At 42.6% G+C, this 21,138-nt stretch carries 23 protein-coding genes; 9 read left to right on the top strand and 14 right to left on the bottom strand.

Annotated features, from left to right (window positions below):
• The first annotated feature begins 67 nt into the window (after positions 1 to 67).
• Positions 68 to 2,287, top strand: a complete 2,220-nt coding sequence (locus IEV52_RS01090) for a PAS domain S-box protein (protein WP_188400700.1) — start codon at positions 68 to 70, stop codon at positions 2,285 to 2,287.
• A gap of 15 nt (positions 2,288 to 2,302) precedes the next feature.
• Here IEV52_RS01090 and IEV52_RS01085 read toward each other — a convergent pair whose 3' ends face one another.
• The 3 genes from IEV52_RS01085 to spoIIR all read right to left on the bottom strand — a co-directional run bounded on the left by IEV52_RS01085 (position 2,303) and on the right by spoIIR (position 4,718).
• Positions 2,303 to 3,358: an L-threonylcarbamoyladenylate synthase gene (locus IEV52_RS01085; RefSeq protein ID WP_188400699.1), complete on the bottom strand. Its 1,056-nt coding sequence runs from the start codon at positions 3,356 to 3,358 to the stop codon at positions 2,303 to 2,305.
• Positions 3,359 to 3,479: 121 nt separating this feature from the next.
• Complete coding sequence (locus IEV52_RS01080; RefSeq protein ID WP_188400698.1) at positions 3,480 to 3,920, bottom strand: GNAT family N-acetyltransferase; 441 nt, start codon at positions 3,918 to 3,920, stop codon at positions 3,480 to 3,482.
• Positions 3,921 to 4,061: 141 nt separating this feature from the next.
• Positions 4,062 to 4,718, bottom strand: a complete 657-nt coding sequence (spoIIR, locus tag IEV52_RS01075; RefSeq protein WP_188400697.1) for a stage II sporulation protein R — start codon at positions 4,716 to 4,718, stop codon at positions 4,062 to 4,064.
• 190 nt (positions 4,719 to 4,908) lie between these two features.
• On the opposite strand from spoIIR, the gene IEV52_RS01070 reads away from it, so the two are divergent.
• The 6 genes from IEV52_RS01070 to rbsB are packed head-to-tail and all read left to right on the top strand — an operon-like array spanning position 4,909 to position 10,545.
• On the top strand, positions 4,909 to 5,898 hold the full coding sequence (locus IEV52_RS01070) for a LacI family DNA-binding transcriptional regulator (protein ID WP_188400696.1): 990 nt from the start codon (positions 4,909 to 4,911) through the stop codon (positions 5,896 to 5,898).
• On the top strand, positions 5,891 to 6,769 hold the full coding sequence (gene rbsK, locus IEV52_RS01065; RefSeq protein WP_188400695.1) for a ribokinase: 879 nt from the start codon (positions 5,891 to 5,893) through the stop codon (positions 6,767 to 6,769). Before IEV52_RS01070 ends, rbsK begins: the two co-directional genes overlap by 8 nt.
• Positions 6,766 to 7,161: a D-ribose pyranase gene (gene rbsD / locus IEV52_RS01060; RefSeq protein WP_188400694.1), complete on the top strand. Its 396-nt coding sequence runs from the start codon at positions 6,766 to 6,768 to the stop codon at positions 7,159 to 7,161. Before rbsK ends, rbsD begins: the two co-directional genes overlap by 4 nt.
• A gap of 15 nt (positions 7,162 to 7,176) precedes the next feature.
• A complete protein-coding gene (locus tag IEV52_RS01055; RefSeq protein WP_188400693.1) occupies positions 7,177 to 8,658 on the top strand; it encodes a sugar ABC transporter ATP-binding protein in 1,482 nt (493 codons plus the stop codon).
• A gap of 1 nt (position 8,659) precedes the next feature.
• The gene (rbsC, locus tag IEV52_RS01050; protein ID WP_188400692.1) at positions 8,660 to 9,616 is read left to right on the top strand and encodes a ribose ABC transporter permease RbsC; all 957 of its coding nucleotides are present in this window, start codon (positions 8,660 to 8,662) and stop codon (positions 9,614 to 9,616) included.
• An 11-nt stretch (positions 9,617 to 9,627) separates the two neighbouring features.
• Positions 9,628 to 10,545 carry a ribose ABC transporter substrate-binding protein RbsB gene (rbsB, locus tag IEV52_RS01045; protein ID WP_188400691.1) on the top strand — a complete coding sequence of 306 codons (918 nt, stop codon included), beginning with the start codon at positions 9,628 to 9,630 and terminating at the stop codon, positions 10,543 to 10,545.
• Positions 10,546 to 10,626: 81 nt separating this feature from the next.
• Here rbsB and prmC read toward each other — a convergent pair whose 3' ends face one another.
• The 3 genes from prmC to IEV52_RS01030 form a co-directional block, all read right to left on the bottom strand.
• Complete coding sequence (gene prmC / locus IEV52_RS01040) at positions 10,627 to 11,493, bottom strand: peptide chain release factor N(5)-glutamine methyltransferase (protein WP_188400690.1); 867 nt, start codon at positions 11,491 to 11,493, stop codon at positions 10,627 to 10,629.
• A gap of 1 nt (position 11,494) precedes the next feature.
• The gene (gene prfA, locus IEV52_RS01035; protein ID WP_188400689.1) at positions 11,495 to 12,568 is read right to left on the bottom strand and encodes a peptide chain release factor 1; all 1,074 of its coding nucleotides are present in this window, start codon (positions 12,566 to 12,568) and stop codon (positions 11,495 to 11,497) included.
• A gap of 81 nt (positions 12,569 to 12,649) precedes the next feature.
• Positions 12,650 to 12,991 carry a winged helix-turn-helix transcriptional regulator gene (locus IEV52_RS01030; protein WP_188402192.1) on the bottom strand — a complete coding sequence of 114 codons (342 nt, stop codon included), beginning with the start codon at positions 12,989 to 12,991 and terminating at the stop codon, positions 12,650 to 12,652.
• A 141-nt stretch (positions 12,992 to 13,132) separates the two neighbouring features.
• Between IEV52_RS01030 and IEV52_RS01025 the strand changes: the two genes are divergently transcribed.
• Positions 13,133 to 13,423 carry a hypothetical protein gene (locus tag IEV52_RS01025; RefSeq protein WP_188400688.1) on the top strand — a complete coding sequence of 97 codons (291 nt, stop codon included), beginning with the start codon at positions 13,133 to 13,135 and terminating at the stop codon, positions 13,421 to 13,423.
• Between the two features lie 46 nt (positions 13,424 to 13,469).
• On the opposite strand, the gene IEV52_RS01020 is transcribed toward IEV52_RS01025, so the two are convergent.
• From IEV52_RS01020 to IEV52_RS01010, 3 genes are all read right to left on the bottom strand, one after another.
• A complete protein-coding gene (locus IEV52_RS01020; RefSeq protein ID WP_188400687.1) occupies positions 13,470 to 14,609 on the bottom strand; it encodes a S8 family peptidase in 1,140 nt (379 codons plus the stop codon).
• 231 nt (positions 14,610 to 14,840) lie between these two features.
• A complete protein-coding gene (locus IEV52_RS01015; protein ID WP_188400686.1) occupies positions 14,841 to 15,482 on the bottom strand; it encodes an MOSC domain-containing protein in 642 nt (213 codons plus the stop codon).
• 49 nt (positions 15,483 to 15,531) lie between these two features.
• Complete coding sequence (locus IEV52_RS01010) at positions 15,532 to 15,858, bottom strand: hypothetical protein (protein WP_188400685.1); 327 nt, start codon at positions 15,856 to 15,858, stop codon at positions 15,532 to 15,534.
• 152 nt (positions 15,859 to 16,010) lie between these two features.
• Between IEV52_RS01010 and IEV52_RS01005 the strand changes: the two genes are divergently transcribed.
• Entirely contained in the window at positions 16,011 to 17,342 is a 1,332-nt protein-coding gene (locus tag IEV52_RS01005) for an FAD-dependent oxidoreductase (RefSeq protein ID WP_188400684.1), read from the top strand.
• Positions 17,343 to 17,390: 48 nt separating this feature from the next.
• On the opposite strand, the gene IEV52_RS01000 is transcribed toward IEV52_RS01005, so the two are convergent.
• The 5 genes from IEV52_RS01000 to rho all read right to left on the bottom strand — a co-directional run bounded on the left by IEV52_RS01000 (position 17,391) and on the right by rho (position 20,873).
• Positions 17,391 to 17,522: a 3-methyladenine DNA glycosylase gene (locus tag IEV52_RS01000; protein WP_188400683.1), complete on the bottom strand. Its 132-nt coding sequence runs from the start codon at positions 17,520 to 17,522 to the stop codon at positions 17,391 to 17,393.
• 84 nt (positions 17,523 to 17,606) lie between these two features.
• Positions 17,607 to 18,077, bottom strand: coding sequence for a hypothetical protein (locus IEV52_RS00995; RefSeq protein WP_188400682.1), 471 nt, complete (start codon positions 18,075 to 18,077; stop codon positions 17,607 to 17,609).
• Positions 18,078 to 18,390: 313 nt separating this feature from the next.
• Positions 18,391 to 19,017, bottom strand: a complete 627-nt coding sequence (locus IEV52_RS00990; RefSeq protein WP_188400681.1) for a thymidine kinase — start codon at positions 19,015 to 19,017, stop codon at positions 18,391 to 18,393.
• 219 nt (positions 19,018 to 19,236) lie between these two features.
• Positions 19,237 to 19,482 (bottom strand): type B 50S ribosomal protein L31, encoded by a 246-nt coding sequence (locus tag IEV52_RS00985; protein ID WP_188400680.1) that lies wholly within the window; start codon positions 19,480 to 19,482, stop codon positions 19,237 to 19,239.
• 104 nt (positions 19,483 to 19,586) lie between these two features.
• Positions 19,587 to 20,873, bottom strand: a complete 1,287-nt coding sequence (gene rho, locus IEV52_RS00980; RefSeq protein ID WP_188400679.1) for a transcription termination factor Rho — start codon at positions 20,871 to 20,873, stop codon at positions 19,587 to 19,589.
• Positions 20,874 to 21,138 lie beyond the last annotated feature (265 nt).

The following is a 21,138-nucleotide window of genomic DNA, read 5'->3' as shown; positions in this document are numbered from 1 at the left end:
AAGGGAAAACGTAATTTATATCGTATATAAAAGGATATAACTCTGTACGTAAAGGAGAGGGACAAGCATGGTCCATAACGCATCGGCCATACCAGAAAAAGGAGACGCCCTATGGCGATTATCTCCGTTCCAGAAAGGTATATCCCGCCAAAAAAGCATGACTTTTCGATGTATAAAGCAGGATAAGGACATCATTATGACCGAGAGCGAAGGAGAACTGTTTGACTTGTTCGGCCTCAAGAGGGAAAACGTTCTGCAAAAGAGGATCGAAGAGATCTTTCCGAAAGAAATGGCTGATTTTAAAAAAGAAATGTACGAAAGAGCGTTAAACGGAGAAAGCCTGACGTATGAAGCAGAGCTAAACGGAATCCCTTTTTTGACTGCGATCGGTCCTATTTATAAAGATGGAACCGTTTCCGAAGCGTATGGATTCTGTGTGGATCTAAGTGAAAGAGTTGCCGTTGAAACACAACTCGCTGAAAGTGAACAACGCTTCCGGTCATTGATGGATCATAATATTGATCCTTTATTCTCTCTTGATCTTGACGGAAAATTTACAACCGTAAACAAAGCCTGTACGGTACTGACCGGTTACAGCGAGACCGAGCTATTAAACATGACTTTTGATCCGTTCATGATGCCTGACCGAAAAGCGATCGCGATTGATCAGTTCAATGATGCCCTTAAAGGTAACTCTAAAATGCATGAAGCACGTATCCGTCATAAGAACGGAGGCACCCGCCAGATCACGTTCACCCTCACCCCGATCATCGTGCTGAACAAAGTAATTGGTGTGTTCGGGATCGCCAAAGACGTGACTGCGAAAAGAGAAGCAGAAAAAGAATTAAGAGAAACAAAAGATTTGCTCGAATCGGTTATCTATCATTCTAGTGATGCCATTTCTGTTGTTCACTTAACGGACTTTTCGGTAAAAGTGAATCCCGCTTTTGAATTTATTTATGGCTGGTCACAAGACGAGTTAACGAACCTGACTTCACACATACTTCCAGTCGTCCCTGAGGATAAAGTGGCTGAATCCGATAGATTGATGACGATCGTAAAACATGGCGGTTATGTAAAAGGGGTGGAAACCATTCGTTTAACCAAATGCGGCAAACGATTAAATGTAAGCCTTTCCTTAAGCCCTATTTATGGAGAAAACGGTGAAGTTGTTGCTCTTTCCGCTATTTCACGGGATATTACCGATAAAAAATTAAAAGAGAAAGCATTAAAAGAAAGTGAAGAAAAATACCGGATTATTGCCGAGAATACGACTGACTTAATAGGTGTCGTGGATCTGGATGGAAACGTGAAGTATGTTTCACCATCTAACCGCCTGCTCCTCGGCTTTGATCCGTCCCTTTATGATGGCAAAAAGATACAAGGCTTCTTTCACTCAGACGATCGGCCAAAAGTGAGGATGGCCATAAACGAGATGGTCCAAACACAAAAGCCTGTAAAGTTTGAAGTAAGGTGCAAACACGCACACGGGCACTGGGTAACACTTGAAGCCAATGCTACCCCTATCGCAAACGATACAGACCAGCCAGATTCCTTTGTAGTCGTGGCACGTGATCTGACGGAACGCAAGAAGACGGAAGAGATGCTTAGAAAATCAGATAAACTTTCCGTACTCGGCCAGCTAGCAGCTGGTGTCGCACATGAAATACGAAATCCGCTTACCTCTATTCGCGGCTTTCTGCAGCTTCTGCAATCTAGAGCATCTGGAAACGAAGATTATTATGAAATTATGCTTTCAGAGATCGACCGGATCAACAGCATCGTTGGGGAGTTTATGCTTTTAGCTAAACCTCAGGCGATGAATTTTACACAAACTGATCTCCGCCAGTTGTTAAGGCATGTAATTTCGATCCTGGATACACAAGCGATCTTAACGAATGTCCAGATTTACTTTGAGTGTGAACCTGACCTGCCTGAGATTTGGTGTGTGGATAATCAGATAAAACAAGTATTCGTAAACATGCTGAAAAATGCGATAGAAGCCATGCCTACCGGAGGCTCTGTACATATTCAACTTAAGAAACAAGACAACCATGTGATCGCTTCTTTTATCGACCATGGCTGCGGTATTCCAGAAGAACGTCTGCCAACACTTGGCGAGCCTTTTTATACAACAAAAGAAAAAGGTACAGGTCTTGGCCTAATGATCTGTTACAAGATCATAGAAAACCATCACGGAAAAATAGTAATCAACAGCAAGGTGGACGAAGGCAGCACCTTTTCCATCATGCTTCCCATCCATAAAAATAAGCCTTTGTCTTCATAGACAGAGGCTTGTTTTTTATTCATTTATAATGTGGCCGCCGGCCGATTTTTCAAGCCTGTTCATAATAGCCGCGCCTACACCTGTTTTCGGAAAAACCTCTCCAAAAATTTTATCCACACCAGCTTCATTAAATGCACGCAAGGCTTCATATAAATGTTGAGCGACCGTTTCGGGGTTTGATCGTTTCCCTGCTGGAATAACACTGTCTGCCTTGTAGTAGTCCATTCTTTCTTCTGTTGTAAGAATACCGATTTTGCGTCCTGCCCCCCGCTCTTTATCCACAAGCTGCTGTAAAAATTCAGGACTTCCATCCACAAGGACAAAAGGTGCATCTGGCGCATAATGGGTATACTTCATACCTGGTGACTTAGGAGCGAGCTTTTCGTTTTCGATCCCCGGGTCGACTGTTACGTTGCCGACGCCTGCTACCTTCTCTAACTCTTCTAAAGTGATTCCACCTGGTCTTAATATGATGACAGAATCTTCCGTGCATTCAACAACTGTTGACTCGACGCCAACACCTGTTGAGCCGCCATCCACAATCCCAGGAATTCTGCCTTTCAGATCTTCATAAACATGATCTGCTGTTGTCGGGCTAGGCTTCCCAGAAAGGTTTGCACTTGGAGCTGCTAGTGGTACACCTGATGCTTCGATTACAGCAAGAGCTACCACGTGGTCAGGCATTCTTACCGCAACTGTAGATAAACCAGCTGTCACTTTTCCGCTCACTTCTTCTCCCTTTGGTAGCACAATCGTTAAAGGCCCTGGCCAAAACGCGTCCATTAATTTTTCTGCATTAGGCGATATCGACGACACCAGTCCTTTTAGTTGTTTACGGTCAGAGATGTGGACAATAAGCGGGTTATCACTCGGTCTTCCTTTCGCTTCAAAAATCCGTGCTATAGCCTCGTCACTTCTCGCATTCCCGGCAAGACCATATACCGTTTCGGTTGGTAAAGCTACTACTTCATTTTTATTTATCCACAAGGAAGCTTGAACAACATGTGGATGAGTTGTTAATGATTGTTCTGTTTTATCCACAGTCCAGCGTTCCGTTTGGAATGATCTCATGGGTTAAATCCTTTCTACTACTCAGGTCAGCCTTCTAAAAGAAGGCCGAGTACAAAACTTTTATATCCACAGAGTTATGCACAATTTGTCTTAAATTGTGGACAACTTGTTGACAAGATCTTTAGGAATCCAAAGTATATGCTAAAAGTTCTGCTCCTGATGCTGCATTATTTTTAACATGATGAGCACTTTCAATGTGCGGAGGCACTTTATCTTTAGGAATGATCTTAAAGGATAATGCTTCAAACATGTTTACGGCTTTTGTAAGTAAATAAAGAGTTTCGACTCCTTTATCTTTTGAGTATACCAAAATTTTATCGATGAGTTTAAGGAGAAGCGTTTCAGAAGAATATTTCTGTTTTAATACAAAAGAGCGAAGCAAGCCATCATTTCCTATTCGCTCAAGGCCTACGGTTCCAATCGTTTCTCCTGAATCGTTCACAACGACAAGATAGTTTTCAATGCTGTCTTTAATTCCCTCTGATTGAAGTCCAGCTTTTCCGACGAGCTGCAGCAAATCTTTTGCTTCATGCTGCATTGCCTGCCTTAAGATAATCGTCATTACGTAACTCCCCTATTCTTTATGATTTTCAGCCACGCTGGCTGTTTGTGCAGAGATTTTAAAAAAAGAAGGCAGACCACAAGGAGGTTACCTTCTTCACTTTCTATAATCTATGAAAATAGGGAGGAACTTATGCACATTTTAAGAGAATAAGGAGCCTACAGCACTCACGAAGCTATCAAATAGTTCAACAACAAAGAATTTTGTTTGGACCTTCTCTGTTTCTTTAACTTCTTCTGCTGAAGCAGTCTCCACTTTATCGCCTTTTCCTTCTTTGTTTTCTTTTACAGCGTCACCGTTTTCAAAGTCTAGGAAACATAACGGAGGAAAAAGAACACACCACCAGTTCTTCCCTTCTCCTTCTCCAAGTGTAATAAGCACTGCTTCATATTGACCAGCAGGATAGATGTACTCTCCGTACATCTTAGTCGGAAAAGCTACCTTGCCCAACTCCACTGAGAACGTTTTTTCAATCCCCGCTTCATCCAATTTTGTTTGTACGATTCTTTCAATCGCAGGAAGCTGTTTACGAATGATCTCACGCGCTTCAGAAATCGTTGAAAGTTCATCTACCCATGTAGTAATCTGAGCGTTTACTTCATCACGGATCTCGCGTTTAAGTTGTTGGTCAGCGTCCGTGTTGCTGTTCGCTAGAATGCGAAGTCTGATCGAATCCTCCGGTATTTTAACAGAGGCATTCATCGTTGCGTTTGCCACTTTTGTTTGTGTTTCAAAGAATAGGAACATCACCGCTAAAGAAATGAGTATAAGAATAAAGAAATGATTGCGTTTTTTCATCGTTTTTTCCTCCCCCGTCGTATCTAACCACAGTTTGGTCACGGAGAGAAAATTTCATACTAGCAATCTAGTAAAATTCTTTCTGTCTGATTCGACAAAAACAAAAGAAAGAATTACCAGCTTGCGCATCCAGTTCAATCATGTTATTTTAAATGTGTAAACGGTTACATATTTGGAAGGAGGCGAAAAATTGGTTACCATTCGTGATGTAGCAAAAGAATCAGGCGTTTCGGTCGCGACCGTATCACGTGTTCTTAATCAAACGGGTTACGTTCATGAAGATACACGCAAAAAGGTAATGGCCGCAGTTGATAACTTAAAGTATAGCCCTAATGAAGTAGCCCGTTCCCTATATAAAAAGAAATCTAAGCTGATCGGCTTGCTGCTGCCGGACATAACAAATCCGTTCTTTCCACAGCTTGCAAGAGGTGTTGAAGACGAAATGCAAAAAGGCGGATATCGGCTGTTATTTGGCAACAGTGATGAAAATGCCGAAAAAGAGATGGATTACTTGAACACATTTATTCAGAACAATGTCGTCGGAATCATCTCCGCAACTAACAATAAAACGAAAACCAACTATAAAGATCTGTCTATTCCGGTTGTCTTTCTAGACCGTACATCCAGCGATTATCCTTCGGTTTACGCGGACGGAAAAGAAGGCGGAAGAATAGCTGCAGAAGAAATCGTTAAGCGAGGAAGCAAGCGTATCACACTCTTAAAAGGTCCAGCACATATTCAACCCGCCCAAGACCGTTTTCAAGGAGCGTTAGAAGCATTGAGTCAATCAACTGTTGATTTTCATGTGATGTCCACTACTTCTTTTGCATTTGAAGATGCAGAGAAATGGGCAAAAGAGCTGTTTGCAACATACCCTGATACAGATGGTGTGTTAGCGAGTAATGATATCGTGGCAACAGCCGTCTTACATGAAGCGCTCCGCCTCGGAAAGTCGATCCCAGAGGACCTGCAGATTATTGGATTTGATGATATACCGCAAAGCAGCTTGTTGTTCCCTTCGCTATCCACTATACGGCAGCCAGCTTATGAGATGGGAAAAGAAGCGGCTACCCTTTTAGTTAAACTTATAAATAAAGAAAATGTTCAACAACAGCATATTCAGATGCCTGTTACATTTATAGATCGAAATACAACAAGAGAGGTTGATGCACATGGTTAAAATTGCGGTCATTGGAAGTTCTTCCATGGATCTAGTCGTTACATCGGATAAGCGTCCTGGTGCGGGTGAAACCGTATTAGGATCGTCATTTAAAACAGTCCCTGGAGGAAAAGGAGCTAACCAGGCGGTCGCAGCAGCTCGTTTAGGTGCAGACGTAACCATGATTGGCTGTGTTGGTGATGATCATTATGGAGCTGCCATTTTAGAAAACTTTAAACAAAATAACGTTTCTGCAGCAAATGTGGAACCGGTTACAGAAACAGAGAGCGGTACGGCACACATCATTTTAGCTGAAGGTGACAACAGCATTGTAGTTGTTAAAGGTGCCAACGACCATGTGACACCAGACTTTGTTAAGAAGTCAACGGAACTCATAAAAAGAGCGGATATGGTACTGATTCAGCAAGAAATACCAGAAGAAACGGTTGAATATGTTAGTGACCTTTGCAAAGAGTTTGGGGTTCAATTACTGCTTAACCCGGCGCCAGCTCGTCCGCTATCACAAAAAGTGATAGACAATGCGAACTACATTACACCGAACGAACATGAAGCATCGGTACTGTTTAACGGTTTATCAACAGAGGATGCCCTTAAACAGTATCCCAATAAAGTGTTCATTACAGAAGGTAAAGAAGGCGCGCGCTATCATGACGGCGAAAAAGAAGTGCTCGTTCCCTCTTACAGTGTAGACGCGGTCGATACGACAGGTGCAGGTGATACGTTTAACGCAGCACTAGCCGTAGCTTTAGCGGAAGGAAAAAGCATCAGCGACAGCCTTCGTTTTGCTAACCGGGCCGCTTCCCTATCGGTTACAAAGTTTGGTGCTCAAGGCGGGATGCCAATTCGAAAAGAAGTGGAGGAAACGTTATGAAACGAAACGGCATTCTAAACAGTCATATCTCAAAAATTTTAAGTGATCTTGGACATACCGATCAGATCGTGATTGCAGATGCAGGGCTTCCGATCCCTAAGGATGTCCCTCGTATCGATTTAGCTTTAACGCTCGGTGTCCCGAGTTTTGAAGACGTAGTAAGGATCGTTTCTGAGGATATGGTAGTTGAAAAAGTGATCCTGGCAAGAGAGATCAAAGAAAAAAACGCAGATACCCTTACTTATATGAACGAGACTTTCTCACAAACAAAGATTGGTTTTGTCTCACATGAAGATTTTAAAGAAATCACAAAGCAAGCGAAAGTAATTATTCGAACAGGTGAAGTGACTCCGTATGCCAACTGTATTTTACAAGCAGGTGTAATCTTCTAGAGAGAGGTGATTGTGATGCACATTCAAATGAACGATATTTATAAAGCGTTTGGATCGAACCAAGTATTAACTGGCGTTCACTTCGATCTCCAAGAAGGCGAAGTTCATGCTTTAATGGGTGAAAACGGCGCTGGTAAATCGACGATGATGAACATTCTAACGGGCCTTCACAAACGCGATTCAGGAACGATTGTTATTGATGGACAGGAACGCTATTTTGAGAACCCGAAAGAAGCTGAACAGAACGGAATTGCTTTTATCCATCAAGAGCTAAATGTATGGCCTGACATGACGGTGCTCGATAACCTGTTTATCGGCAAAGAATTAAGATCAAAGTTTGGACTTTTAAAATCAAAAGAAATGAAAGCGCTGGCAAAAAGGCAGTTTGAGAGGCTCGCAGTATCAATCCCTCTCGAAAAAGAAGCTGGCCGCTGTTCAGTCGGGGAGCAGCAGATGATCGAGATCGCAAAAGCATTAATGACAGATGCAAAAGTGATCATCATGGACGAACCAACTGCTGCGCTGACAGAGCGTGAGATAGAAAAGCTGTTTGAAGTGATCAACGCACTCCGAAAAGAAGGCGTTTCGATCGTTTATATCTCTCATAGAATGGAAGAAATTTTTGCGATATGCGATCGTATTACTGTGATGCGAGACGGAAAAACGGTTGATACGAAAACAATCACGGAGACAAACTTTGATGAAGTGGTTCGTAAAATGGTAGGCCGTGAACTTACAGATCGTTATCCGGAACGGAATCCGAACATTGGGGAGACCGTTTTAGAAGTAAAGAATGCCACGATACAAGGCGTTTTTGACAGTGTGAATTTTTCCGTAAAATCCGGTGAGATCGTTGGAGTTGCCGGCCTTATGGGAGCTGGCCGAACTGAGATCATGCGAGCGTTGTTCGGACTCGATAAACTGGATTCTGGCGAGATTTGGGTCGGTGGACGGAAAGCATCGATCAAAAACCCATATGAAGCAGTGAAACTCGGAATTGGCTTTATTACAGAAGACCGGAAAAACGAAGGACTTGTACTTGATTTTTCTATCCGAGAAAATATGGCACTTCCGAACTTAACAAGCTTTTCAAAGAAAGGTGTAATCGATTATAAAACAGAGAAGGACTTTGTTGATCTATTGATCAAACGGTTACGGATCAAAACAGAATCCGGCGAAACCAATGCCAAGAACTTATCAGGAGGCAACCAGCAGAAAGTCGTAATAGCCAAATGGGTTGGAATTGGACCAAAAGTATTAATCTTGGACGAGCCAACCAGAGGGGTTGATGTCGGTGCGAAGCGTGAGATCTATCAGTTGATGAATGAGCTGACTGATCGCGGAGTAGCAATCATCATGGTTTCTTCAGAACTTCCTGAAGTTCTTGGCATGAGTGACCGTATCCTTGTTGTTCACGAAGGTAGAATCAGCGGTGAGCTTCAGAAGAGTGATGCCACACAAGAAAAGATTATGACATATGCAACGGGAGGACAATAACATGAAAACTTCACCCGCAAAAGTGAATCATGTCGAAAATATTATGCAGAAGCTTGGACCTCTTTTAGGTTTGATGATTCTAGTCGTCATCGTATCGGTTCTGAACCCGAGTTTCTTAGAACCACTGAACTTATTAAACTTGCTTCGACAAGTTGCCATTAACGCATTGATCGCCTTTGGGATGACATTCGTCATTTTAACGGGAGGCATAGACTTATCGGTAGGGGCGATCCTAGCGCTTTCGAGTGCATTGATGGCCGGAATGATCGTTTCGGGAATAGACCCGATGCTCGCTATCTTGATCGGTTGTTTGCTAGGTGCTGTAATGGGTGCGATTAATGGTCTATTAATCACAAAAGGTAAAATGGCTCCTTTTATCGCGACATTAGCAACGATGACGATCTTCCGCGGTTTAACACTCGTTTTTACAGAGGGCAACCCGATTACAGGTCTTGGCGAGAGCTATATGTTCCAACTGTTCGGACGAGGCTATTTCTTAGGCATTCCGGTACCAGCGATCACGATGATCCTCTCGTTCGCTCTGTTCTGGATGATCCTACACAAGACGCCGTTCGGACGTAAAACATACGCGATCGGCGGAAACGAAAAAGCCGCCATCATCTCAGGTATTAAAGTAACAAAAGTAAAAGTGATGATCTATTCACTGGCAGGACTTCTTGCTGCATTGGCAGGTGCGATTCTTACATCACGACTAAACTCTGCACAGCCAACAGCAGGAACATCATATGAATTGGATGCCATCGCTGCCGTCGTACTAGGCGGGACTAGCCTATCAGGCGGACGAGGTTTAATTGTCGGAACATTAATCGGTGCATTGATTATCGGAACACTGAACAATGGTTTAAATCTGTTAGGCGTATCTTCGTTCTTCCAAATGGTAGTAAAAGGTGTCGTTATTCTGATCGCCGTATTAATTGATCGCAAAAAAGCTGCATAGGAGGGTTCAAGATGAAAAAAGTCTTATTAATCATGATGTCATTGTCCATTTTCCTTTTAGGCGCGTGTTCATTAGATCCCCCTTCATGGGCAAAGCCAGCCAAAAAAGGAGATGGAGAAAAGCTTAAGATCGGTTTATCTGTTTCTACGTTAAACAACCCATTCTTTGTTTCGATGAAAAATGGTGTCGTAGATGAAGCGAAAAAACAAGGTGCAGAAGTGGTTGTCGTGGATGCACAAAATGACTCTGCTAAACAAGTAAACGATGTTGAAGATCTATTGCAGCAAGGTATTGATGCCCTGCTGATCAACCCTACTGACTCAGCGGCTATCTCAACTGCTGTTCAATCAGCAAACAGCATCGGAATTCCAGTTGTTACGCTGGACCGCTCCACTGATAAAGGTGACGTTGCCGCACTTGTTGCCTCTGATAATGTAAAAGGCGGCCAAATGCCAGCTGACTATGTTGTAGAGCAGTTAGGTGAAGGTGCAAAAGTAGCTGAGCTGGAAGGCGTGCCAGGAGCATCGGCTACACGTGAACGCGGAAAAGGATTTCATAATGTAGCTGACAAAAAGTTAGATGTGGTTGCCAAACAAGCTGCTGACTTTGACCGGACAAAAGGATTAAACGTTATGGAGAACGTGCTTCAAGGAAACCCAGACATTAAAGCAGTCTTCGCTCATAATGATGAGATGGCATTAGGAGCTCTTCAGGCGATCAACAGCTCAGGCCGAGATGTACTGGTAGTTGGATTTGATGGAAATGAAGATGCCGTGAATGCTGTAAAAGAGGGCAAGTTAGCAGCAACTGTTGCTCAACAGCCTGAACTGATCGGAGAACTCGCTGTAAGAGCAGCATCAGACGTACTTGCAGGAAAGAAAGTAGAAAAGAAGATTGCTGCCCCGCTTAAGTTAATGGTAAAAGAGTAATCAAACAAACCCCCTTCTCAACTCTATGAGAAGGGGGTTTTTGTTTTGGGGACAGACCCGGGTCTGTCCCCTTTTCCCAAATTATTTCCCAAGCACCGCGAACACCATTCGGTCTTTGCCGCTGATATCTTCTTTTACATACACTTCTGAACCTGGAAAGGTAATACGCAACATAGCACCAACGGTTTCACCCTGCCCTGCTCCTACTTCAAATCCTACAATTGCCTTCTCTTTCAGCACGAGCGGAAGCTCTTCCATAAACCTTCTGTAAAATACATAACCGTCTTCCCCGCCGCTTAAAGCGCGCATCGGCTCTCTGTCTTTTACAATCGTATCCAGAACTTCAATCTCATGGTCAGGAATGTATGGCGGATTCGACACAACGACATCCAGCTTCATATGCATCTCCATAAATGGCTGCAGCAGATCACCTAAAATGAACTCAACTTCGGCACCAAGCCGTTCGGCATTACCCTTCGCTACCTCAATAGATTCCTCCGCGATATCTACCGTGTAAACTTGCAATCGATCATCTTCTAGCGCCATCGTTACGGAGATCGCACCGCTCCCTGTACCGATATCTGCGACTGAAACGGTCTCATCATCACCAAAATGTTCTGAGATAAGTGCTAACGTATGTTCAACCAATTCTTCCGTTTCAGGTCTAGGAATGAGCACTTCCTTATTAACAGAAAACGTCCGGCCGTAGAACTCTTCTTTTCCTGTAATGTATTGGACCGGTTCCCCTTCAACATGGCGTTCCACAGCAGCTTTAAGCTGTTGATACATCTCATCATCCATTTGGTCGTGAAGACGCATCAGCATCTCTGTCCTGCTCACACACCCTAGCACATGTCTCATCAAAATCTCAGCTGCAAAAGCTTCCCGTCCGTTATCAGCTAAAAAAGAAGAAGCCCACGCGAGGGCTTCATGAATTTTTGTACTCATCTTACGCGTCCACCTGAGCTTTCATCTTGCTTGTTTGATCTTCTGTGATGAGTGCTTCAACAAACTCATCCATCTTGCCAAGAAGAATCTGGTCAAGCTTTTGAATCGTTAAGCCAATACGGTGGTCGGTAACTCGGTTTTGCGGGAAGTTATACGTACGGATACGCTCGGAACGGTCACCTGAACCAACCGCGCTCTTACGTGTTTCATCGTACTCTTTTTGTTTTTCTTGCTGAATCTTATCATAAACACGAGCACGAAGAACTTTCATCGCTTTTTCTTTGTTCTTGATCTGTGATTTTTCATCCTGACACGATACGACTGTACCTGTTGGAATATGTGTTAATCGAACGGCTGATTGAGTCGTGTTAACAGACTGCCCACCAGGACCTGATGAAGTAAATGTGTCAACACGTACATCTTTGTCATGAATCTCAACTTCTACTTCTTCAGCTTCAGGAAGAACAGCTACAGTTGCCGTAGAGGTATGGATACGTCCGCCTGATTCTGTTGCCGGAACACGCTGAACACGGTGTGCACCATTTTCATATTTAAGCTTAGAATATGCACCTGCTCCGTTGATCATAAAGATGATCTCTTTGTATCCGCCTAGCTCTGTGTAAGATGCTTCGATTACTTCAGACTTCCAGCCCTGCATCTCCGCATAGCGGCTGTACATGCGGTAGAGGTCACCAGCAAACAATGCTGCCTCGTCACCGCCAGCTGCACCACGAACCTCCACGATAACGTTTTTGTCATCGTTAGGGTCTTTCGGCAGTAATAGAATCTTTAACTGCGCTGTTAACTCTTCGATCTGATCAGTAAGACCAGAAATCTCTTCTTTTACCATCGCTGTCATTTCAGCATCCAGCTTATCTTCCAGCATCAATTTTGCTTCATCCAGCTGCTCTTTCGCCTCTTTGTATTCACGGTAGACCGAAACCGTGTCTTGGAGAGAAGACTGCTCTTTTGAGTACTCGCGCAGCTTGTTTGTATCATTTATCACTTCAGGGTCACTGAGTAGTTCATTTAACTTGTCATATCTAGCTTCGATCGTTTCTAAACGTTCTAACATGGTTTTTCACCTCTGTTTTATATGCATAACATTATAATTATAGACGCTTTGAGTAAAACTCTCAATCTTTTTCAGGTCTTTTTAATTCGGCTTTTCTATTAGTTGAGAATCACTGTTTGGTCCCACCTTGTCATGGTGGTTTATTCCCCACTCACACATCATCTCTAGCGTTGCTTCTAATTCTGTCCCGTATTCCGTCAGAGAATACTCCACCTTTGGAGGAACTTGCGGATAGACTTTGCGATTGACGAGTCCATCTTCTTCCAATTCTCTTAATTGAAGCGTTAACGTTTTTTGCGATACGCCCGGCAGACGTTTTTTTAGCTCACCAAACCTTAATATGCCTTCTTCTTGAAGATGGCATAAGATGACGCCCTTCCATTTTCCGCAGACAACATCCAGTGTCACTTCTATTGGATGCATATATTGTTTTCTCACTTATGCCACTCCTTAGTATCAAAAAGGTAACTATACCACATTTTTGTACCTTCTTGCATATGGAAACTAACTATCATTATAATGACTACAGCGAAAAAAGACTATAAATAAATTGGAGAAATGCGAATGCAAAAAGTGATAGGGTTATTAAAAAAGGGCGAAGAAAAGATGGTGTGCGAAAACGATTTTTCATGGGTAATCGATCGACTAGAAAAAGGGGCTAACGAAGGCCATATCGAGGCGTTTCAACATACAAGCGACATCAGGGCCTACAGAAGAAAAGTTTCCCCGATCGGCTCCACCATCTTGAGCTGGGACCAAAACAATGGAGAACAAATCTTTTTTGACTCGTATCAGTTCAAGTTATTTTGTGATGACTTACAACTGAATATCTCTTATTCTCTGTTAAGAAGTTAGGATTAAACAAAAAAGACTCCAACGTTTTGGAGTCTTTCTATATTTATTATCGTGTTGCCGCATAAACATCAATGACACCTTTTCCATAATAGAAAGAGTCACCAAGCGGTTTTGCTGTATTTACGAGCTTTTGGCGAACTTGAACGTTTGTTAGTCCAGGGTTGCCTGCCATAATGAGTGCGGCTGCTCCTGCTACGTGCGGAGAAGCCATTGATGTTCCATTATAGCTTGCATACTTGTTGCCTGGGACAGAACTTACAACACCAACACCTGGCGCCATCACTTCAAGCTCTGTTCCAACACTCGAAAAAGAAGCACGGGTGTTGCTGGAATCAACGGCTCCAACTGCCATGACCGAAGCATATTTAGCCGGATAGCCGATCGTATTTCTCTTGCCCTTTGTTCCAGAGTTTCCAGCCGCTGCTACAACAAGCACGCCAGAATTATATGCGTTATCACAAGCTTGCTGAAGTGCAGTCGAACCTGAACTGCCTCCTAAGCTCATGTTGATGACATCCATATCGTTAGCAACAGCCCACTCAATTCCTTGAATGATGCCGCTATACGTTCCGCTTCCTGTGCTGTCTAGAACTTTTACTGCATAAAGACTCGCAGAATGCGCCACGCCAATAACACCTGTCGTATTATTTAACGCCGCTACTGTTCCTGCTACGTGCGTCCCATGGCCATCGCCGTCTGCAAACGCGTTTGGCTCACTTGGGATAAAACTTGCACCGCCACGTACGTTTAAGTCTTCATGATTTGCATCGATTCCAGTGTCCAGGATCGCCACCTTTACACCTGACCCTGTATTGCCGGTTGCATGAACTTGATCAGCTTTAATGTGAGGAATCCCCCATGGCGTTGACTGCCCGGTCTTAAAAGCCAGTTGATCTTCTTCTACATAAGAAACATTCGGATTCTTCTTTAAAGCTTCTGCTGCGGCTTCTGGCATTGATACTAGCATCGTGTTCATGAACTTATACTGGTGTTTTACCTGTCCACCTATTTTTTTAACATGATTAATTTGAGCTGTTTGAATATCTGATTTAAAACCAACGAGGAAGTTTTTCGGTCCTTTATCTACCGTTGCGGCCGATGCTGAGAAATGTAGATTTCCTACCATAAGGGATAGGACGAATACTAGGCTGAGTACAGCAGTAAATGCTCTAAAAACAGCTTTCATTTCTTTTCCCCCAATCATGATTTTATAACAATCAAACCATGTGCTCTTGGTGGTCAGGTCCCGGGCCCGTATGTATGTATTGGAATTGTTTGACTATTACTGATTCATTGTAACACGATTGGTATTTTCAAATATTGGGAAAAAAGCGTTCGTTTATATGAAATAATCAACCTTTATATAGAACAATTTTCCCAACTGATTTCCAATCGGGAAAATGTTATAATAAAAGTTCTAAATTCGTTTTGCTAATGATTGTCTTAAGGATTCAGCCAGTGCCTCAACTTCAATTAATTCTTTAATTTTTTTAGCGTCTTTTATAAAACCATACTTTATTTGGTTTGCTTCTGTAACGGAAATCCCAGCGGAGTTTTTCTCAATCAGAACCATCTCGTCACCCTTTGAAACAGAACCCTCTTGTATAACACGCAAATAGTACCCTGTCCGTCCTGTATTTACGACTTTTTTAATCATATCTGGACGACTCAATATAGAAGCCAATGTGTTACAAGGCTGACGGGGTTGTGTGATTTGAACGACTGCCTGTCCCATCTGAAACACATCACCGATACACACGTCATCTTCTTTAAGGCCTGCCGCTGTGATATTTTCACCAAATGAAGGTACCTTGAGCGGACTCTCTAATTCTAGATCCGTACTCCACTTTTCATAATGCTCAAGCGGATATACGCATACAGCTTTATCTTCTCCGCCATGATGCACAGTATCTCCTACACCGTCACCTTCAAAATGTGTCTTATGTAAATAAACGGGCTCCTGCTGCGGTTCTTTATTGTAACCTGTATAAAAAGATTTACCGGCGGCCATTACTTCTTCAGGAAGCTTAATATTTAAGGAATCTACTTTACCCTTCATTATGTTCACCTCACCAAAAGCATAGCACAACACAAACCATCAAAGGAAATTAATAGGAAAAGATGTTTCGGCGTAATTGCTCGTAATCTAAACGCTCTTGATTTATTCTGATCGCCTTTGTCAGTTCTTCAATAATCACTTTTTCATCAGTAATGACATTGAACACATATGGAATGGTCGCAAAATGCCCTAAAAAATGAGTACATCCTACATAACGCGGGTTATCTGTCTGATGTTCATGTTTATATTTTATGATAAAGTTCCCCATCCCCTCATAAACAGGGTCTAATGGTTTTTGGTCGAGTTTTTTTAACAGCGTATGGATCGGTTGAACCGGTGCATTCCAGTCGGTTCCGTTCGATTTAATTTCAAGCACAGTCCACCACCTCTTTCTACTATAAAGTTCGTTTCAACTCCAAACTTCTTGTTGGTCAAAAGCCATAGAGTTGTGGCATCATACACGTAAAGTTACTTTTTTTGAGGCAATGGGAATACTATATGGTTAGAAGCATGTAAGGAGCTGATCAGATGAAATATTGTATTATCGGAGGAGACGCAGCTGGCATGAGTGCTGCCATGCAGATCGTTCGGAACCAAGAGAATCCAGACATAACCGTTCTTGAAAAAGGCGGCATCTATTCGTATGGACAATGCGGACTTCCCTATGTAGTAGGCGGACTCATCCCTTCTACGGAAAGACTAATTGCCCGCAGCATTGAAACGTTCAGAGAAAAATACGGAATGGATGCGCGGACGTTTCATGAAGTAAATGCTGTAGACACTGTTTCTAAAACGGTCTCAGGTATTCATACGAAGACAGGTGAACCGTTTGAGGTAGGCTACGATAAGCTTTTGATCGCAACTGGAGTAAGGCCGATCATTCCGAAACAGTGGACAGGTGCTCATCTTAAAGGGATCTACCCTCTAAAAACGATCCCTGATGCTGAAGAGCTCATGGCAGGCCTGAAAGATGTTCAGCATGTAACGATCATCGGTGGCGGCTATATCGGTCTTGAGATGGCGGAGAACGTGCTTAGACTTGGAAAAAGTGTTCGCATCATACAGCGAAGCAATCAGCTTGGAAGCATTTTTGATGAAGACTTAGCTCCATACATTCATGAAGAAGCAGAGAAACATGGTATTGAACTTTGCCTAGAGGAAGAAGTGCTTGGCTTTAAAGGTGATGATCATGTTCAGTTTGTTAAAACGGCTAAAAAAGATTATCCGACCGACCTTGTCATCGTATCTGTTGGTGTGAAGCCGAATACAGAATTTCTGAAGGATACCGATGTAGCTTTGAACGAACAGGGTGTTGCCGTAGTGAATGAACGAATGGAAACGAATGTGAATGGCGTATATGCGGCGGGAGATTGTGCGACACATTACCACCGGATAAAAAAGCTCAATGATCATATTCCGCTTGGAACGACAGCGAATAAGCAGGGCCGGATCGCAGGTTTAAATATGGCTGGTGTTGAAAAACATTTTAAAGGAATCGTAGGTTCTTCTATTATTCAGTTTATGGACTTATCATTAGGGAAAACGGGATTATCGAACAAAGAAGCAAAAAAACTGAACCTTCCGTATGATGAGATCAAAATAACATCGAAGAGTCATGCGGGTTATTATCCTGACCCTAAAAAACTTGAATTGAAATTAACCTATCATAAAGAAACGAAGAAGTTATTAGGCGGTCAGATTATCGGAGCAGAAGGTGTGGATAAGCGAATTGATGTCTTAGCCACTGCTCTATATCATGAGATGGACGTTGAAGAGCTCGCTGATCTGGATTTATCTTACGCTCCTCCTTACAACGGTTCATGGGATCCGATCCAACAGGCTGCGAGGAGATCGAAATAACCATATAAAAACCGGTCCTTTTGACAGGGCCGGTTTTATTTTATTTTCTTACTTTTCATTCGGGTTCTGGTTTCCGGTGTGATCTGGCTTTTTGGGATCACGTTGTGGTTCGATATCCTCATTTGACCGCTTTTTCTCTTTTTGTTCCCGAGAATCTTCAGAATTTCTTTTCTCGACCATTTTTGAGTCCCTCCTCTCATCCGATAAAAGTTAATTACCCTATCAGATAAGAAGAAAACATAGAAAGTGGCTGAAAGTCTAAAGTTAGTGGTCGATTTTTAGCGAGAAATTATAACGGGGAACCGCACGTTCTACAGCATTCATAATTTTACGGTATAGTGCAGCACGTTCCTTTTTGGAAGTATCGCGCGGTGCATTTACATGAATGTGGGCATAGTTCCCATTGATCGTAACCATCTGTGGATTGATACCCGAAGCATCAATTACAGCCTCACGAATCTTATCCTGATCATCGGATAAATCAAAACGTGTTTGATTCATGCTTCGATAATCACTTGGATTCATGTTCGTATCATAGCTGTAATTCACACGCGGTTCATTTTTTGTTAGGTGGTAATTTATAATCCCATGTCCAAACAGGTTATCACGTACATCCTGTTTATTTTCATAAGCAGCAGGCTCCGATTTAGCTCCTTCTTCCTTATACGACTGCATCGGTGAACATGCTGCCGTCACGAGAAGCGCTAAAAGCGGAGTAAAAATCGCCTTTTTCACTATAAACACCTCCCATATCGTTAGGATTTCCTGATTGAGAGAGGTTTATGATGGATAATGAGCAGTTCGGCAAAGCGAAACTGCCTTTTTTTAAGAAGTTAAGAAATGGCCAGTGAGTAAATTCAAGAAAAATGAAGAGTATTCCGGCGAGATTTCACGTTTTTCCGGCGATTTTTAGTCATAATCCAGCGAGTTTGCTCCATATATCAGCGAGCTGACAAATTTCAGCTTAGTTCGACATCCGGAAAATCTTATTCAACACACAAAAAAGCCCGGAAGCACCCCGCTCCCGGACTAGTTTAACCAAAATATATTATTTTAATCGGCCCTCAAAGCCCTCTGCGCCTGAAAGCAGGTTTCTTTTCTTTCCTGGAACTTCATGACAATGACGGCAACGCGGCTCATATGACTCTGAAGCCCCTACCAAAATAACAGGATCATCATAAGAAGCAGGTCTTCCGTCGATCAAACGCTGTGTACGGCTGGCAGGAGAACCACAAACCATACAGATTGCCTGAAGCTTTGTTACATGTTCAGCAAGAGCCATCATCATTGGAACAGGTCCGAATGGCTCACCCTTAAAATCTTGATCAAGTCCGGCAACGATCACGCGCAGCCCTTGATCAGCAAGCTCTTGAGCAACTGGAATGATATCTTCATCAAAGAATTGCACTTCATCAATCGCAACCACTTCTGTTTCAGGAAGTACATTTTTTAAAATTTCAACTGATCGTCCAACAGGCTCTGCCAGAACTGCAGTTCCATTATGGGATACAACCGATTCCTCACTGTAGCGGTTATCGATCAACGGCTTAAATACCTGTACTTTTTGCTTGGCATATGTAGCCCTTCTTACACGGCGAATTAATTCTTCTGACTTTCCAGAGAACATGCTGCCGCAGATCAATTCAATCCAGCCATTTTGTTTCATCACATACATAGCCTGCTCCCCCTTTCACACAATCTTTCCCTTTAGTATGTACGATTTTGATTGTTTTTTCATACGTAACGTTCGGCATAGGAGTACGCGACTCCTTTTATGGCGTATAAAAAACCCGGCCCATCAAAGAACAGTTACCGAGTCTGAAATGTTTTTTTCTATATAGAATATAAAAGAAAAAAGGGCAAGAAAGACTCCTGCCCTTTTACTTGCAACAAATTACTTAAGGTTGTATTTCTTCTTAAAGCGGTCAACACGTCCACCAACATCAGTGAATTTCTGACGTCCAGTGTAGAACGGGTGAGTGTCAGAACTTACATCCACTTTAATTACTGGATATTCGTTACCGTCTTCCCACTTCATTGTCTCGTTTGAAGACAAAGTTGAACCTGAAAGGAAGCTAAATCCGCTTTGAGCGTCAACAAAGATAACCTTCTTATAATTCGGATGAATTCCTTGTTTCATTCTAATTCCACTCCTTCTGCCCTGATTCCTATGCGGAAACAGAGTTATAAACACATAAAAACAGTATAACAGGGACAAAACCCATTTGCAACCATACTTTTTCGCTAGTTTGTTACGGTTTTAACCCTTTTCGTTGTTCCCTTTTTCTCACTCTCAAAAAGCTCAAAAAACTCTTCATTGTTTTCGGTTTTACGCATGCGTTTCATGAATTTATCTACGAAATCAAATGAGTCATCCATTGTTTTACGAATCGACCAAAGGGCCTCAAGATGATCTTTCGCGATAAGCATCTCTTCTTTTCTTGTTCCAGAACGGCGAATGTCGATCGCAGGGAAAATACGGCGCTCAGCCAGTTTGCGGTCTAAGTGAAGCTCCATGTTTCCTGTTCCTTTGAATTCTTCGTAAATTACATCGTCCATACGAGAACCCGTGTCGACAAGTGCTGTTGCTAAAATCGTTAAGCTTCCACCTTCTTCGATGTTACGAGCAGCACCAAAGAAACGCTTCGGTCGATGGAAAGCTGCAGGGTCGATACCACCTGAAAGTGTACGTCCGCTTGGCGGAATCACCAAGTTATACGCACGAGCAAGACGCGTAATACTATCAAGCAGAATGACAACATCCTTCTTATGCTCAACAAGACGCATCGCACGCTCTAGTACAAGCTCTGCCACTTTAATATGGTTTTCCGGCACTTCATCAAACGTCGAACTGACAACGTCCCCTTTTACAGAACGCTCAATATCTGTTACTTCCTCAGGACGCTCATCAATCAGCAAGACGATCAGTTCTGCTTGCGGGTTGTTTGTCGTTACACTGTGGGCGATTTCCTTCAAAAGACTTGTTTTCCCTGCTTTTGGAGGAGCAACGATCAGACCACGCTGGCCAAATCCTACAGGAGCCATCATATCGATGATTCTAGTAGAGATGTTGTTGCTTGTTGTCTCCATGACCATTTTCTTTTCAGGGTAAAGAGCAGTCAGGGCAGGAAAATGCACTCTTTCTTTTGCTGTCTCAGGATCTTCACCGTTCACAGCATTTACTTGTAAAAGGCCATAATATCGTTCATTTTCTTTTGGAGGACGAACCTTTCCTGAAACTTTATCTCCGTTTCTCAGATCGAATCTGCGGATCTGTGACGCAGAGATATAGATATCCTGTGAGCTCGGCGAGTAGTTGATCGGACGCAAGAAACCGAATCCTTCGTTTGGAATGATCTCCAAAACACCTTCCATGAATGAATAACCATCAAGTTCAGCTTGTGCTTTTAGAATGGAAAACATTAATTCACGTTTTGTCAGCTTTCCGTAGTACTGTATATTAAATTGTTTGGCAAGCTCATAAAGCTCTTTTAATTTCTTTGTTTCCAATGTTGCTAAATCTATCCCCATAGTGACACCACGCTTTTCTATTATTAACATCTAAATTTGTGTTTTATTAAAATTGGGATTTTTTTATGTGTTGGTTTGGTTTTGGTTAATGGAAGGAGTTCCTTTTGAAAGTAAGGGTTTAGTGGGTATGAAGAAACTTAATAAAAATGAATCATACTTCTTATTTTAACCACAAAATCGGTCTTTAATCAAGCTGAAGAAACTCTGGGACACAAGCCTATCTAACGTGAATGTACAACACAAACCTTGTGTTTGCAACTAAACG

The sequence above is a fragment of the Fictibacillus barbaricus genome (genome assembly GCF_014635025.1).
In the GTDB taxonomy this organism is placed as follows: Bacteria; Bacillota; Bacilli; order Bacillales; family Fictibacillaceae; genus Fictibacillus; species Fictibacillus barbaricus.
This window is presented reverse-complemented; position numbering and strand designations above follow the sequence as displayed.

What these genes read in the sequence shown, in the direction of transcription:
- IEV52_RS01090 (WP_188400700.1), top strand. Translation starts at nt 68, where the DNA reads ATGGTCCATAACGCATCGGCCATACCAGAAAAAGGAGACGCCCTATGG.
- IEV52_RS01085 (WP_188400699.1), bottom strand. Translation starts at nt 3,358, where the DNA reads ATGAGATCATTCCAAACGGAACGCTGGACTGTGGATAAAACAGAACAA.
- IEV52_RS01080 (WP_188400698.1), bottom strand. Translation starts at nt 3,920, where the DNA reads ATGACGATTATCTTAAGGCAGGCAATGCAGCATGAAGCAAAAGATTTG.
- spoIIR (WP_188400697.1), bottom strand. Translation starts at nt 4,718, where the DNA reads ATGAAAAAACGCAATCATTTCTTTATTCTTATACTCATTTCTTTAGCG.
- rbsK (WP_188400695.1), top strand. Translation starts at nt 5,891, where the DNA reads ATGGTTAAAATTGCGGTCATTGGAAGTTCTTCCATGGATCTAGTCGTT.
- rbsD (WP_188400694.1), top strand. Translation starts at nt 6,766, where the DNA reads ATGAAACGAAACGGCATTCTAAACAGTCATATCTCAAAAATTTTAAGT.
- IEV52_RS01055 (WP_188400693.1), top strand. Translation starts at nt 7,177, where the DNA reads ATGCACATTCAAATGAACGATATTTATAAAGCGTTTGGATCGAACCAA.
- rbsC (WP_188400692.1), top strand. Translation starts at nt 8,660, where the DNA reads ATGAAAACTTCACCCGCAAAAGTGAATCATGTCGAAAATATTATGCAG.
- rbsB (WP_188400691.1), top strand. Translation starts at nt 9,628, where the DNA reads ATGAAAAAAGTCTTATTAATCATGATGTCATTGTCCATTTTCCTTTTA.
- prmC (WP_188400690.1), bottom strand. Translation starts at nt 11,493, where the DNA reads ATGAGTACAAAAATTCATGAAGCCCTCGCGTGGGCTTCTTCTTTTTTA.
- prfA (WP_188400689.1), bottom strand. Translation starts at nt 12,568, where the DNA reads ATGTTAGAACGTTTAGAAACGATCGAAGCTAGATATGACAAGTTAAAT.
- IEV52_RS01030 (WP_188402192.1), bottom strand. Translation starts at nt 12,991, where the DNA reads ATGCATCCAATAGAAGTGACACTGGATGTTGTCTGCGGAAAATGGAAG.
- IEV52_RS01025 (WP_188400688.1), top strand. Translation starts at nt 13,133, where the DNA reads ATGCAAAAAGTGATAGGGTTATTAAAAAAGGGCGAAGAAAAGATGGTG.
- IEV52_RS01020 (WP_188400687.1), bottom strand. Translation starts at nt 14,609, where the DNA reads ATGAAAGCTGTTTTTAGAGCATTTACTGCTGTACTCAGCCTAGTATTC.
- IEV52_RS01015 (WP_188400686.1), bottom strand. Translation starts at nt 15,482, where the DNA reads ATGAAGGGTAAAGTAGATTCCTTAAATATTAAGCTTCCTGAAGAAGTA.
- IEV52_RS01005 (WP_188400684.1), top strand. Translation starts at nt 16,011, where the DNA reads ATGAAATATTGTATTATCGGAGGAGACGCAGCTGGCATGAGTGCTGCC.
- IEV52_RS01000 (WP_188400683.1), bottom strand. Translation starts at nt 17,522, where the DNA reads ATGGTCGAGAAAAGAAATTCTGAAGATTCTCGGGAACAAAAAGAGAAA.
- IEV52_RS00990 (WP_188400681.1), bottom strand. Translation starts at nt 19,017, where the DNA reads ATGTATGTGATGAAACAAAATGGCTGGATTGAATTGATCTGCGGCAGC.
- IEV52_RS00985 (WP_188400680.1), bottom strand. Translation starts at nt 19,482, where the DNA reads ATGAAACAAGGAATTCATCCGAATTATAAGAAGGTTATCTTTGTTGAC.
- rho (WP_188400679.1), bottom strand. Translation starts at nt 20,873, where the DNA reads ATGGGGATAGATTTAGCAACATTGGAAACAAAGAAATTAAAAGAGCTT.